General features: G+C 75.2%; 12 protein-coding genes. 8 read left to right on the top strand and 4 right to left on the bottom strand.

What is annotated here, in order from left to right; genetic code table 11:
• Positions 1–105 precede the first annotated feature (105 nt).
• The gene (locus DZA62_RS23420) at positions 106–1,338 is read right to left on the bottom strand and encodes an MFS transporter (RefSeq protein ID WP_116951370.1); all 1,233 of its coding nucleotides are present in this window, start codon (positions 1,336–1,338) and stop codon (positions 106–108) included.
• Positions 1,335–1,835 (bottom strand): RidA family protein, encoded by a 501-nt coding sequence (locus DZA62_RS23415; protein ID WP_116951369.1) that lies wholly within the window; start codon positions 1,833–1,835, stop codon positions 1,335–1,337. The genes DZA62_RS23420 and DZA62_RS23415 overlap by 4 nt, the downstream gene beginning before the upstream one ends.
• Before the next feature lie 67 nt (positions 1,836–1,902).
• Between DZA62_RS23415 and DZA62_RS23410 the strand changes: the two genes are divergently transcribed.
• The 8 genes from DZA62_RS23410 to DZA62_RS23375 are packed head-to-tail and all read left to right on the top strand — an operon-like array spanning position 1,903 to position 11,258.
• The gene (locus DZA62_RS23410) at positions 1,903–2,418 is read left to right on the top strand and encodes a RidA family protein (protein WP_116951368.1); all 516 of its coding nucleotides are present in this window, start codon (positions 1,903–1,905) and stop codon (positions 2,416–2,418) included.
• Entirely contained in the window at positions 2,415–3,434 is a 1,020-nt protein-coding gene (locus DZA62_RS23405; RefSeq protein ID WP_116951367.1) for a phosphotriesterase family protein, read from the top strand. The genes DZA62_RS23410 and DZA62_RS23405 overlap by 4 nt, the downstream gene beginning before the upstream one ends.
• Positions 3,435–3,445: 11 nt before the next feature.
• Positions 3,446–4,381: an NAD(P)/FAD-dependent oxidoreductase gene (locus DZA62_RS23400; protein WP_157987856.1), complete on the top strand. Its 936-nt coding sequence runs from the start codon at positions 3,446–3,448 to the stop codon at positions 4,379–4,381.
• Positions 4,378–6,429, top strand: a complete 2,052-nt coding sequence (locus tag DZA62_RS23395) for a hydantoinase/oxoprolinase family protein (RefSeq protein WP_157987855.1) — start codon at positions 4,378–4,380, stop codon at positions 6,427–6,429. Before DZA62_RS23400 ends, DZA62_RS23395 begins: the two co-directional genes overlap by 4 nt.
• Positions 6,420–8,045 (top strand): hydantoinase B/oxoprolinase family protein, encoded by a 1,626-nt coding sequence (locus DZA62_RS23390; RefSeq protein ID WP_116951364.1) that lies wholly within the window; start codon positions 6,420–6,422, stop codon positions 8,043–8,045. The genes DZA62_RS23395 and DZA62_RS23390 overlap by 10 nt, the downstream gene beginning before the upstream one ends.
• Positions 8,042–8,887 carry an urea amidolyase associated protein UAAP1 gene (locus DZA62_RS23385; RefSeq protein WP_116951363.1) on the top strand — a complete coding sequence of 282 codons (846 nt, stop codon included), beginning with the start codon at positions 8,042–8,044 and terminating at the stop codon, positions 8,885–8,887. The genes DZA62_RS23390 and DZA62_RS23385 overlap by 4 nt, the downstream gene beginning before the upstream one ends.
• A gap of 17 nt (positions 8,888–8,904) precedes the next feature.
• Positions 8,905–9,591, top strand: coding sequence for an urea amidolyase associated protein UAAP2 (locus tag DZA62_RS23380; protein ID WP_116951540.1), 687 nt, complete (start codon positions 8,905–8,907; stop codon positions 9,589–9,591).
• Entirely contained in the window at positions 9,588–11,258 is a 1,671-nt protein-coding gene (locus DZA62_RS23375; protein ID WP_116951362.1) for an allophanate hydrolase, read from the top strand. Before DZA62_RS23380 ends, DZA62_RS23375 begins: the two co-directional genes overlap by 4 nt.
• Positions 11,259–11,310: 52 nt before the next feature.
• On the opposite strand, the gene DZA62_RS23370 is transcribed toward DZA62_RS23375, so the two are convergent.
• Both DZA62_RS23370 and DZA62_RS23365 read right to left on the bottom strand, forming a co-directional pair.
• Positions 11,311–12,198 (bottom strand): universal stress protein, encoded by an 888-nt coding sequence (locus DZA62_RS23370; RefSeq protein ID WP_116951361.1) that lies wholly within the window; start codon positions 12,196–12,198, stop codon positions 11,311–11,313.
• A gap of 10 nt (positions 12,199–12,208) precedes the next feature.
• The gene (locus tag DZA62_RS23365; RefSeq protein ID WP_116951360.1) at positions 12,209–13,081 is read right to left on the bottom strand and encodes a universal stress protein; all 873 of its coding nucleotides are present in this window, start codon (positions 13,079–13,081) and stop codon (positions 12,209–12,211) included.
• Positions 13,082–13,092 lie beyond the last annotated feature (11 nt).

Below are 13,092 nucleotides of genomic sequence, written 5' to 3'. Positions count from 1 at the left end.
GCACGCCGGGCTGACGCGAGTACGTCGAGCTGACGCGAGTAGGCCCGGGCCGACGCGAGCACGCCGACCGAACCGGTGGATCGAGGAGCATCGATGACAGCCGCGTCAGGCGGCGGGGTCGCGCGGTTCGTCGCCGTCCGGGCGTTCGCGTGGTGAGTCGTCGCGGGTGAAGATCGTGACGGCGGCCAGGGCGGCGACCTGCAGGGCGGCGACCAGAGTGAACGCCCATGTCGTGGAGGCGACGGCGATGACGAGGCCGCCGATGAGGGCGCCGCTGGCGTAGCCGACGCTGGTGAAGCTGGAGAACATGCCCAGGCCGAGCGCACGGTTCTCCGGGGTCAGGCCGCGCGTGGCGAGCATCGTCAGCGAGGGGTAGAGCGGTGAGAAGCCGACCCCGATGAGCACGGCGCCGAGGGCCGCGGTCCAGAAGCTGCGGGCGAACCCGAGCGTGGCCAGGCCGGCCGCGAGCGCGCACAGGGAGATGGCGGTCGCGCGCAGCGGGCCGAGGCGGTCGGGCAGGGACGCGAGGGCGATGCGGGCCGCGATGACGGCGACGGAGAAGACGCCGAAGACGGACGCGGCGCTCAGCAGGCCGCTCGACGGCACGCCGCCGCCTTCGAGATGCACGATGAGGAAGCCGAGCATGAGGCCTTCGCCGCACCAGGCCGCCGCCGCGGCGATGCCGGGGACCCAGACGGCGACGAAGGCGCGCCCGGCCGCGACGGTGCGCCGGGGGATCGGTGCCGTCACGTCGGGCAACACCGGCCGTGACGGACGCGGCAGGAAGGCGATCAGCGTGGCGGTGGCCAGCTCCAGCGTGGCGCAGACGACGAACACGGCGACGGGTCCGGCGGCCTGGTTCACGGCCGTGCCGACCTGCGGTCCGAGCGCGAGCCCGATCCACACGCTCAGCCCGAAGATGCTCAGCGCCTTGCCGCGTTGCGCCGCCGGTGCCATGGCGACCAGCCAGGTCATGACGAGCGTCATCGCCGCGGCGTTGCCGAGGCCGAACAGGATGCGGCCCAGGCCGGCGCCCCATAGCGACGGCAGCGCCGCCAGCAGCACCATGCCGAGCGCCGCCAGTGCACCGCCGGCCAGGGCGACCGTCCGGTACCCGCGCCGGTCGCCCAGCATGCCGGCGACCGGCATCGCGATCATCGACGAGACGGCCGCGAGGGCGATGACCACCCCCGACAGTGTGGTGCCGCCACCCAGGACGCGTTCGACGTAGACCGGGATGATCGGCGTGCTGGCCGCGTTCGTCATCGCGCCGAGGGCGGAGGCGGCGAAGATCAGCCAGAACGGGACGGTGCGGGTGATGTCGTGCTCGCCCCTCATACGGCGGTCGGCTCGGGCACGCACTCCAGGTCGAGCCAGAGCTCGAAGCAGTTGTTGCGCGACAGAGTCGTGGCGCCGATGGACGCGCGGCCCATGCTGCCGACGTCGGCGCCGAAGACCTCGAGGAAGAGGTCGCTGGCGCCGTTGGACACCTCGTGCGGCAGCTCGAACCCCGGCGGGCAGACCACGAAGCACAGGGCACGGGACAGGCTCGCGACGTTGTCGAGCGAGCCGATGGCGTAACGGATCATCCCGAGCGTGTGGATCGCGGTCAGCCGGGCTGCTGCGTAGCCCTGCTCGATGGTCACGTCGACGCCGACGACGCCGGGATGCAGCCGCTCGCCGGCGCGGTTCTCGGGGGTCAGGCCACTGAGCTGCAGCAGGTCACCGATGCGATGGAACGGCTTCATGGGCCCGTAGCGCCGGCCGTACGGCGGATCGGCGTAGTCGGGGATGGCGAGCCCGAGCTCCCGGGCCCGCTGTTCCGCACCGGCCATGTACCCTCCCCAAACAGATGTGGATCCGATAACATCCTGAATGGATCCATTCTAGCGGAGGAGCCTCGTGCCGACGACCCCCACCCCTGAGCAGCGCGTGGCCGAGCTCGGCCTGGTGATCCCCGACTACGCCGATCCGCCCTACGGCGAGCGCTACAGCCCGATGAAGGCCTTCCATCGCTCCGGCCGCACGGTCACGATCAGCGGCATGACGCCGGAGGACCGGCAGGGCATCAAGCTGTACCCCGGCCGGGTCGGCGCCGGCGTCACGCAGGAGCAGGGCTACCTCGCCGCCCGTGCGGCGGCGGTCAACGTGCTCGGCCTCATCCGCTACGCCGCCGGCACGCTCGACGAGGTCACCGCGTTCGTGCGCACGCTCTGCTTCGTCGTGACGACCCCTGAGTTCACCGACGTCAACCTCGTCGCGAACGGCGCGCTCGACCTGTTCGTCGAGGTCTTCGGTGCCGAGGCCGGGCGGGGGACGTCGGCCAGCATCGGCGTCCTGAGCCTGTCCGGCGGCAACGTGTTCGAGCTGGTCGCGGTCGTCGAGACCCGAGACCCCGCACCGGAGGGACGCGCGTGATCGAGACCGTCCTGGGCCCCGTCCCGGCGGAACGGCTGGGCGTCACGTCGATGCACGACCACGTCCTGAGCGACGCGTCGGCGCTGCGTCGCGACGGCGCCGCGCCCGGCCCGGCATCGGAGCGGGTAGGCCCCGAAACGCAGGACTACCTGCGCTCGAACATGCTCGCGCTGGCGGACAACCTGCGGCTGGACGAGCCGGACGTCGCCGTCGCCGAACTGGCCCATGCCGTCGAACTCGGCCAGCGTGCGCTCGTCGAGGACACGTCGTGGGGCCTCGGCCCGGGCCACGCCGGTCTGCCGGACGTGGCCCGCCGCTCCGGGATGACGATCGTCTGCAGCTACGGCGCCTACATCCGGCGCACCCTGCCCGGCTGGATCGCCGAGCTCGACGAGGACGGCCTGGAGCGGCACCTGGCCGGTGCGCTGCTGGACCGCGTGCCGGGCACCGGATACCGCGCCGGCCTGCTCGGCATCATGGGCACGACGGCGGACCTGCCGGAGGAGGAGCGCTCCATGCTCCGCGCCGCCGCGCGGGCCGCCGTCCGGGCCGGCGCCGCCGTCTCGATCCGGCTCGACCCCGACACCGCCCGCGGCCCGGAGGTGCTCGCCCTCTGCGCCGCCGAGGGCCTGCCGGCCGAGCGGGTCGTGTTCACCAACGCCGACGAGTACATGGACGCCGCGTACTGGGCCGAGCTCGCCGCCGCGGGCGCCGTGCTCGAGATGTGCTTCGGCACGGAGGCCGGTCACCTGGACCGCGTCCGCAATCCCTCCGACGCCGAGCGTCTGGACTTCTTCACCCGGTTCTGTGCGGAGCATCCCGGGTCGCGGCACGTCCTGGGCGGGTCGTTGTGGACGAAGGCGCAGCTGCGGACCTACGGCGGCCACGGCTACGGTCACCTGCTGGCGCGGATCGTGCCCGCGCTGCGCGATAGCGGGATCCCGGCGCGGCGCCTCGACCGGATGCTCGTGGACGAGCCGCGGCGGCTGCTCGACCGCCCGGCGGGCGACTCGTGACGCGACGCGCGGTGACCGTCATCGGGGCCGGCGTCGTCGGCCTCAGCTGCGCGCTCGTGCTGGCCGAACGGGGCCACCCGGTGCGGGTCGTCGCGCGCGAGACCGGCGCCGGGACGGCCTCGGCGGCGGCCGCGTCGCTGTGGGCGGTGCCGCTCGTGGAGCGCAGCGAGCGGGTGCGCGCATGGGCCTATGCGACGCTCGCGCGGCTGCGCCGCGACGCCGGTCCGGAGACGGGCGTGCGCGAGCAGCCGGCCCGCACCGTCGGCGTGGCGGCGGCGACGCCGGACCCGTGGCTGCGCGGCTTCACCCCGCCGCTGCGCGAGGCGACGGCGCAGGAGCTGCCGCCGGGCTGTCGCGTGGGCACGGTGGCGAGCATCCCGCTGGTCGACACCAGCCGGTACCTGCCCTGGCTCCGAGCGCGTTGTGCCGAGGCGGGCGTGGACATCGAACGGCGCGAGGTGGCGCGGCTGGACGACGGCGGACCGGCCGGCGACGTCGTCGTCCTGGCAGCGGGGTGCGGCTCGGGAGCGCTGGCCGGCGACGACGCGTTGCGCCCCGTCCGCGGTCAGGTCGCGGTGCTGGAGAACCCGGGACTGACCCGCACCACGATCGTCCGCGACGGCCCGCTCGCGCCGCTGTTCGTCGTCCCGCGCTTCGATGACGTCGTGGTCGGCGGCCCGGCGCAGGACGGCGTCTGGGACCCCGATCCCGATCCCGTGCTGGAACGGGAGCTCGTCGAACGGGCGGTCCGTGCCGAGCCCGCGCTCGCCGGCGCCCGCGTCGTCGGCCGGGCGGTCGGCCACCGGCCCGTGCGTCCCGAGGTGCGGGTCGCCGCGGAGCGGACGGGCGGACGCGACGTCGTGTACTGCTACGGGCACGGCGGCGCCGGAGTGGCGCTGTCGTGGGGCTCCGCCCGGGCGGCGGCGGACCTGGTGGCGCTGCGGTGAGCGGGCGCAACGTCGTCGCCGTCGACATCGGCGGCACCCACACCGACGCGGCGCTGCTCACGGCCGACGGCACCCTGCACGTCCACAAGGTCAGGTCGACGCCGTCCGATCCCGGGATCGCCCTCGTCACCGCGGTCGACCGCCTGCTCGAACGGTCGAGGCTGGCGCCGGGCGACATCACCGCCGTCGTCCACGGCACGACGGTCGCGACGAACGCCGTCATCATGGGCGACTACGCCCGTGTCGGGCTGCTCGTCACGGCCGGGTTCGAGGACATCCTCGAGATCGGCACCCAGCAGCGGCCCGACCTCTACGACCCCTGGCGGCCCAAGACCGCGGCGATCGTGCCTCGCGAGCGGGTCCACGGAGTGCGTGAGCGGGTCGGCGTGGACGGCGCGGTCGTCACGCCGCTCGCCGAGGATGACGTCCGCCGGGCGGCGCGCGAGCTCGCCGGCACCGTCGACGCGGTCGCGATCGTGTTCCTGTTCTCGTTCGCCGACGCCGCGCACGAGCGCCGGGCGGCGGCGATCGTGCGGGCGGAGCTGCCCGGACTGCCCGTCACGATGTCGTCGTCGGTCGCGCCTGAGTTCCGCGAGTACCCGCGAGCGGCCACCACCGTGCTCAACGCCGCCCTGCTGCCGCGCAGCGGCGGCTACCTCGCGCGCCTGGAGGAGCGGCTGCGCGAGCGAGGCTTCACCGGCGCGTTCCAGCTGATGACGTCGACCGGCGGGGTGATCCCCGCGGCACTGGCCAAGGACCTGCCGGTCGCACTCCTCGTCTCCGGCCCGGCTGCGGGCGCCGTCGCGGCCGCCGAGCTGGGCCGGCGGCTCGGTGAACCGGACGTCGTCATGCTCGACGTCGGAGGCACCAGCGCCGACGTCGCGCTGATCGAGGACGGGCAGGCGCGGCGTCGCTACCGCAGCGAGGTCGCGGGCCTGCCGGTCGCGCTGCCGCAGATCGACGTCCTGCCGATCGGCGCCGGTGGCGGGTCGCTGGCCCGGGTCGACGACTTCGGCTCGCTCGCCGTCGGTCCCGACAGCGCGGGCGCCGATCCGGGACCGGCCGCCTACGGCAGCGGCCGGCACGCGACCGTCACCGACGCACACGTCGTCCGCGGCTCCATCGACCCGGCCGGCCTGCTGGGCGGCGCGCTCCCGCTCGACCCGGTCCGGGCCCGGGCGGCGATCGACCGGGACGTCGCGGCGCCGCTGGGCCTGGGCGGCGAGACCGCGGCCGCGAGCGTGGTCAGCATCGCCGACGGCCGGATGGCCGACGCCCTGCGCGCGGTCACGGTCGCTCGCGGGATCGACGTGCGCGACCACGCGCTGATGGCATTCGGTGGCGCCGGCCCGTTGCACGCCTGCGCCATCGCGGCGGACCTCGGCATCCGGCGCGTCGTCGTGCCGCGCTACCCGGGGCTGACGTCGGCGCTGGGGCTGCTGATGGGTGACGGGCGGTACGACCTCAGCCGCACGCACGTGGCGCCGTTGCGCGCGCTGGACCACGGGCAGGTCGACGCGCTCGTCGGCGCGCTGGTCGAGGAGGCCACGAGCCTGCTGCGCGGCGCCGGGGTGGCCGCCGAGCCGGCGCTGAGCCTCGACGCCGACCTGCGCTACGCCGGGCAGGCCTACGAGCTGACGATCCCGGTGTCCGCGGCATGCGCGCTGGGTCCCGGCGACGTCGAGCGGCTGGAGGTGGCCTTCCGCCGGACGCACCGGTCGGTGTACGGCCACGCCTGGGACGACGTCGCGATCGAGCTGGTGACGCTGCGCGTGCGGGCCGTCGTGCCGCGTGCCGCGGCCGACTGGGCCGCCGACGGCCGGTCGTCGCGCGAACGGGCTCCGGCCCGCCGCCGCGCCGGCTGGGACGCCTCGGGCGCGCCGGTCGAGTACGTCGTCGTCGACCGCGGTGACGTCGAGACGGGGCTGCGCGGACCGGCGATCGTGCAGCAGACCGACACCACGACGCTCATCCCGTCCGGCTGGCGCGTGGCCCGGGCCGACGGGGTCGGCATGGTCCTGGAACGCGAGGAGGCCCGATGCGAGTGACCGAGCCCGCGGTGCGCGAGCTGCTGTGGAACGGCTTCGAGGCCGTCGTCGGCGAGATGTCGCTGCTGCTGCAGCGCAGCTCGTTCTCGCCCCTGATCCGCGAGATGCTGGACTTCTCCTGCGGCTTCCTCGACGTGCACGGGCGTCTCGTCGCCGACTCCCACCTCATCCCGGCGCAGGCCGGGACGCTCGAGTTCGCCCTCGCCGGCGCGCTGGCCCGCACGGGACCGCTGGCCGACGGCGACGTCGTCGTGACCAACGACCCCTACGCCGGCGCGACCCACCTGCCCGACCTCGAGGTGTTCACGCCCGTGTACGCCCGCGGGGAGCTGCTCGGCTACGTCGCGACCGTCGCGCACCACGTCGACATCGGCGGCATCTCGGCGCGCAACCGGGGCGCGGTCGCGGGGCACACCGAGGCCTCGCGCGATCTGTTCGAGGAGGGCCTGCAGCTCCCGCCGGTGCGGCTGTTCGAACGCGGCGTCCGCAACGACGCGCTGTGGGAGGTCGTGCTGCGCAACGTGCGCGACCCCGAGTCCGTGGAAGGTGACCTCACCGCCCAGCTCTCGGCCTGCCGGCGTGGCGTCGAACGGCTGCGCGAGCTGGCGGCACGGCACGGCGCCGGAACGCTGCGCGACGCCGCCGACGACCTCATCGACGACACGTCGGCGCGCGCCGAGGCCGTTCTGCGCGGCTGGCCCGGGCGCACGGTGACGGCGACCGGCTTCCTCGACGGCGACGGCCTGCACTACGACGAGCCGCTGCGGGTCCAGGCCGCCGTGACCATCGAGGCCGGTCGCATGGTCGTGGACCTCGCGGGGTCGGCGGCGCAGACCACCGGGACGTTCAACGTGCCGTGGTCCAGCACCTACTCGAGTCTGTACTACGCGCTGCGCTGCTTCCTCGGCCCTGGGGTGCGGCAGAACCACGGCTACATGCGCCACGTCGAGGCCCGGGTGCCCGACGGGTCGCTGTTCCGGCCGCGCCGGCCGGCGGCGGTGATGTCGCGGCACATGGCCGTGCAGGTGCTCACCGATGTCGTCTTCCGCGCGCTCGGCGAGTTGCTGCCGGACCGCGCCGTCGCGGCGAGCCACGTCTCGTTCCCCGTTCTGCTGATGCGCGCCGTCGACCCTCGCACGGCCGCGGCGAAGACGCTCATGGACACCGTCGGTGGTGGCGGCGGCGCGCGCCGTGGCGCGCCCGGCGACGACGGCATCGACTCGTACACGTCCAACTGCGCGCTCATCTCCGCCGAGGTCATCGAGTTGGAGTACCCGTGGCGGGTGCGGTCCTGCGCTCTGGTGCCCGGCAGCGGCGGCCCGGGCGCGTGGCCGGGCGGCCGTGCGGTGCGGCGCGACTACGAGCTGCTCGCCGACGACGCCAGCGGCCGGGTCGCGGCGGAGCAACGCCGGCCCGAGCACGCCGCGCGCGGCGTGGCCGGAGGCGGGCCCGGTGCCCCGGCGAGCGTCCTGGTGAGCCGGGCCGGCGGTGCCTGGGAGCCGCTGCCGTACGACACGTCGTCCCTGGCGGTCCGCCGGGGCGACGTCGTGCGGCTCACCGCCGCGGGCGGCGGCGGATACGGAGAACCACCGACGAGCGAGGAGACAGGTCCATGACGACAGGAGGACGTGAGGGAGCGCTCGCCGACGTGGGCCGGGCCCGGGCGGACGCGCGCGGCCGGGCTGCGGTCTCGGCGTGGATGCCCTACCTGCCGCCCGCGGACACGCCGTACCCACCGGAGGGGATCGACCCGGCCACGCTGACCTGGGCGGAGACCGTCGCGCCAGGCGGCTACACGCACCTGCGGGTGGCACGCGGCACCCGGCTGCGCCTGGAGGACGCCGACGGCGAGGCGTGCGCGAGCGTCCTCGTCCACAACGCGGTGGAGCCCGGCGAGCGGCTCAACGTGGCCGACACGCAGAAGATCCCGTGGCAGGCCTACCTCGGCGCGGGCCACCCGCTGCTGTCGGGCGACGGCCGGGTGCTGGCGACGATCGTCGCCGACACGTCCGGGCGGCACGACGCGTTCTGCGGCGCGAGCAGCGACGCCTGGAACGAGGCGAAGTACGGCGACGCGGCGGCCGAGGGCCCGTCCCCGTCCGGCCACGCGCTGCTGCGGCTGGCCGGTGCCAAGCACGGGCTGGAGACGCGCGACCTGCCGCCCGCGGTGTCGTTCTTCAAAGGGGTGCGGGTCGCCGCCGACGGCACGCTCGAGTGGACCGGCTCGGCCGGTCCCGGCCGCCGCGTCGACCTGCTCGCGGAGCTGCCGCTGATCGTCCTGATCGCGAACGCGCCGCACCCACGCGACCCCCGTCCGGACTACGTCGCCGGGCCGCTGCGCGTGCACGCCTGGCGGTCCAGGCCCACCGCCCTCGACGACGCCGTCGCCGTGGCCTCACCGGAGCGGGAGAGGGCCTACCGCAACACGATCGCCTACGCCGGCCTGGCCGGGCTGTGAGCACGAAGGAGCACGAGATGAGCCTCACGACGACGGTCCCGCCGCGGCCCGTCCACGCCCCGGACAGCCCGCTCGACTGGTCCGGCCCGCTCGTGCCGGGCCGGGTCGTGCTGGACGAACGGGTCGCCCCGCGAGCCGCGTGGTCCGGGGTCGTGGCCACCGGCGACGTGCTGACCATCGTCGACGTCGGCGGCAACCAGTCGGCCGACTGCCTGCTCTACGCCGCTGACGACACCGCCGAGCGGTACAGCGCGGCTGACACCATCGCCTGGCAGGGCAACGTCTACGTGCGCACCGGCACTGTCCTGCGCAGCAACCTCGGCCGGCCGCTCATGACGGTGGCCGGCAACGAGGTGGACCGGCAGGACACCATCGGCGGCGCCTGCGGCAAGGAGTCCAACACGTTGCGCTACGGCCACCACACGGCCTACCAGCACGCGTGCCGGGAGAACTTCCTCGCCGAGGCGGCCCGGCACGGGCTCGGCGTGCGCGATCTCGTGTCGAACCTCAACTGGTTCATGAACGTGCCGGTGGAGGCGGACGGCTCGCTCGGCATCGTCGACGGGATGTCCGCCCCGGGCAAGCGGGTGGCGCTGCGCGCCGAACGGGACGTGCTGGTGGTCGTCTCGAACTGCCCGCAGATGAACAACCCCTGCAACGACTTCAGTTGCACGCCCCTGCGGATGATCGTGACGAGTCCGTGACCAGTACCGACGCGGTAGCGGCGGCCTACGCCAGGGTGGGCGAGGTCGGCCGGCCCGAGGTCTGGATCACGCTGCGCGACGAGGCGGCGGCGCTGGCCGAGGCCGCGGAGACCGACCGGCGCGCCGAGGCGGGGGAGCGGCTCCCGCTCGCGGGGACGGTGCTGGCGGTCAAGGACAACATCGACGTCGCCGGTCTGCCGACGACGGCGGGCAGCCGGGCGTTCGCGTACGACCCGGAGCACGACGCATCAACCGTCGCGCGGTTGCGGGCGGCCGGCGCCGTCGTGATCGGCAAGACCAACCTCGACCAGTTCGCCACCGGCCTGGTGGGCACCCGCAGCCCGTTCGGCGCCGTGCGCAACGCCTGGGATCCGGCGCGCGTCTCCGGCGGGTCCAGCTCCGGCTCGGCCGTCGCGACGGCGCTCGGGATCGTCGATCTCGCCCTGGGGACCGACACCGCCGGCTCCGGTCGCGTGCCGGCGGCCCTCAACGGGGTCTACGGCGTCAAGCCCACCCTCGGGCTGGTGCCGGCGACGGGGGTCGTCCCGGCCTGCCGCACCCTCGACTGCGTCACCGTGTTCGCTCGCGGCCTCGGCCTGGCCCGGCGCGCCGCCGAGCTCATGAGCGGCCCCGACGGCGCCGACCCGCTGACCCGCCCAGACCGCCCGGCGCCGGCCCTGCCCGCCGTGCCCCGGGTCGCCGTACCGACGGCCGAGCACCTGGACGGGCTGGCCGGCGGCTGGGGCGACGCCTTTGCCCGCGTCGTGGCGGACCTCGCCGCCACCGGCACCGAGATCGTCGAGGTCGACATCGCGCCGCTGCTGGACGCGGCAGCCCTGCTGTACGACGGCGCGTTCGTCGCCGAGCGCACCGCGGCGGTGGGCGACTTCATCGCCGCCCACCCCGAACTCGTCGGCGGCGACCTCGATCCGACCGTCGCGGCGATCATCCTCGCCGGCGAGCGGGTCCGCGCCGTCGACTACGTCCGCGACCGTGAGCGGCTGGACCGCCTCGGCCGCGAAGGGCTGTCCCGGCTGGACGGCACGGCCGCGCTGCTCACCCCGACGACCACCTGGCATCCCACCCTCGCCGAGGTCGCCGCGGACCCGGTCGGCGCCAACGCGCGCATGGGCCGCTACACGAACTTCGCGAACCTGCTGGACCGCAGCGCGCTCGCCGTCCCGGCCGGTGCCGTCGCCGGCCTGCCGTTCGGGGTGATGCTCACCGGCGACCCGTTCGCCGACCGCACGCTGGCGCAGCTCGCGGAGCGGATCGCCGCCCCGCCGGTCGACCTGCTCGTCGTCGGGGCGCACCTGCGCGGACAGCCGCTGAACCACCAGCTGGTCTCCGCCGGCGGCAGCTTCGTCGCCGGCGTGCGGACGGAGCCGTCGTACCGGCTGCACGCGCTGCCGACCACGCCGCCGAAGCCCGGCCTGGCCCGGGTGGCGACCGGCGGGGCCGCGATCGAGGGCGAGCTGTGGCGGCTGCCCGCGTCCGGCTTCGGCGCGTTCGTCGCCGGCCTGCCCGCGCCCATGGGCATCGGCTCCGTCCGCCTCGACGACGGCCGGGGCGTCGCGGGCTTCCTCTGCGAGCCGATCGCGCTCGACGGGGCCCCCGACATCACCTCCTACGGTGGCTGGCGCACCTATCTCGGCGCCGCGCGCTGATTCCATGATCATCAATGATCCGACCACCCATACGTGGTCGCATCATTGATGATCATGAGCAGCCGGCCGGGGCGTGCACGACGGCGACCGGCCGCCGGGCGCGGTGCAGGACGCCCTGGCTGGTGGAGCCGAGCAGCAGGCCGCGCACCTGGCCCCGCCCGCGCGAGCCGACCACGATGAGCTCGGCGTCACGGCCGGCGTCGGCGATGACCTCGGCCGGGTGCCCGGCCCCGGCACGGACGGTGACAGGTGCGGCGGACCCGGTCGCCGCCCTGGCCCGGCCGACCGCGTCGGATACCAGCCGCTCGGCGTCGTGCTCCTCCGCGGCGGCGGCCCGGTCGACGGCGGCGGGGTCGGTCACCGGCAGCATGAGCGGCGCCGGCTGGTAGGCGGTCAGCGCCACGACGGAGGTCGAGCGGCGTTGCGCCTCGGTCAGCGCGAAGCGCAGCGCGGCATCGCTGTGCGGCGATCCGTCGACCGCGGCGACGATCGTGCCGTCGCCCGGGCCGGCGGGCTCGGGCACCACGACGGCGGGCACCGTCGAGCGGGCGGCCACCCGCGCGCTCACCGAGCCGAGCAGCATCGCGCCGAACGCCCCGAGCCCGCGCCGCCCCACGACGACCAGCGCGGCGTCGTGGGAGACGTCGAGCAGCGCCTCGACCGCCGGACGCAGGACGAGGACCCTGCTCACGTCGACACCGGGCTGCTCCTCCTCGACCCGCCGCTCGGCCCGGTCGAGGACGAGCGCGGAGTACGCGCGGAGCTCGTCGTCCGGCGGGACGACCGCCCGTCCGCCGAACGGGACCGCGGTCAGCGGCGCCCAGAGCCCGAAGACGGTGTCGAGGGTGCTGCCGCGCCGGCGTGCCTCCGCGGCGGCCCAGCTGAGGGCGTGGCCGCTGTCGGCCGAGCCGTCGACCCCGACGACGACGGTGTTGGACATGGACTCCTCCTCAGGCGTGGACGACGGCGACCGGCCTGGTCGCGTGGTGCAGGACGCCGTGGCTGGTGGAGCCGATCAGCAGGCTGCGCACCTCGCCACGGCCTCGGGTGCCGACGACGACGAGCTCGGCGGTCCGGCCGGCCTCGACGACGACGTCGATCGGGCGGCCGCACACCACACGCACGGTGACGTCGGCCCGGGAGCCGGTGGCCGCGCGGGCGCGGGCGATGGCCTCGGCCGCCATCGCCTCGGCGTATAGGCATTCCCGCGCTGCCGCCTGGGTGACGCCGTCGGGACCGACGGTCGGCACCGCCCGCGCCTGCACCGCGCTGACCGCCACCACCGGGGCCGATCGCAGGCGGGCCTCGGTGAGCGCGAACCGGAGCGCGGCGTCGCTGTGCGCCGAGCAGCCGACGCCGACGACGATGGTCCCGTCGCCGGGGGAGAGCTGCCGCGGGACGACGACCACGGGCCGCTTCGAGCGGGCGGTGAGCCGTCCGCTCACCGAGCCGAGCAGCAGAGCGCCGAGGTCGCTCAGGCCGCGGGTGCCGACGACCGTCAGCGCGGCGTCGCGGCCCGCGTCGAGCAGTGCCTCGACCGGCGCTCGGTGGACCAGGTAGGTGACCAGATCGACGGCGGGCCACTCGTCCTTCACCCGCTGCCGGGCCCAGTCGAGGACCTGGGTGGCGTAGGCGTGCAGCTCGTCCGGCGCCAGGACGAGGGTGGCGCCGCTGAACGGCGTGGCCGCCATCGGCAGCCAGAGGCCGTGCACGACGCACAGCGGCACGTCGCGGCGGTACGCCTCGGCGGCCGCCCAGGTGAGGGCGATGCCGCTGTCCGGAGAGCCGTCGACGCCGACGACGATGGAGTCCGAGCCGGTCATGACGACGCCCG

The sequence above is a fragment of the Jiangella endophytica genome, assembly GCF_003427025.1.
In the GTDB taxonomy this organism is placed as follows: domain Bacteria; phylum Actinomycetota; class Actinomycetes; order Jiangellales; family Jiangellaceae; genus Jiangella; species Jiangella endophytica.
The sequence above is the reverse complement of the archived record's forward strand: the minus strand, read 5'-3'. Positions and strand labels throughout refer to the sequence as shown.

What these genes read in the sequence shown, in the direction of transcription:
- DZA62_RS23385 (WP_116951363.1), top strand. Translation starts at nt 8,042, where the DNA reads ATGACGACAGGAGGACGTGAGGGAGCGCTCGCCGACGTGGGCCGGGCC.
- DZA62_RS23390 (WP_116951364.1), top strand. Translation starts at nt 6,420, where the DNA reads ATGCGAGTGACCGAGCCCGCGGTGCGCGAGCTGCTGTGGAACGGCTTC.
- DZA62_RS23370 (WP_116951361.1), bottom strand. Translation starts at nt 12,198, where the DNA reads ATGTCCAACACCGTCGTCGTCGGGGTCGACGGCTCGGCCGACAGCGGC.
- DZA62_RS23420 (WP_116951370.1), bottom strand. Translation starts at nt 1,338, where the DNA reads ATGAGGGGCGAGCACGACATCACCCGCACCGTCCCGTTCTGGCTGATC.
- DZA62_RS23415 (WP_116951369.1), bottom strand. Translation starts at nt 1,835, where the DNA reads ATGGCCGGTGCGGAACAGCGGGCCCGGGAGCTCGGGCTCGCCATCCCC.
- DZA62_RS23380 (WP_116951540.1), top strand. Translation starts at nt 8,905, where the DNA reads ATGAGCCTCACGACGACGGTCCCGCCGCGGCCCGTCCACGCCCCGGAC.
- DZA62_RS23365 (WP_116951360.1), bottom strand. Translation starts at nt 13,081, where the DNA reads ATGACCGGCTCGGACTCCATCGTCGTCGGCGTCGACGGCTCTCCGGAC.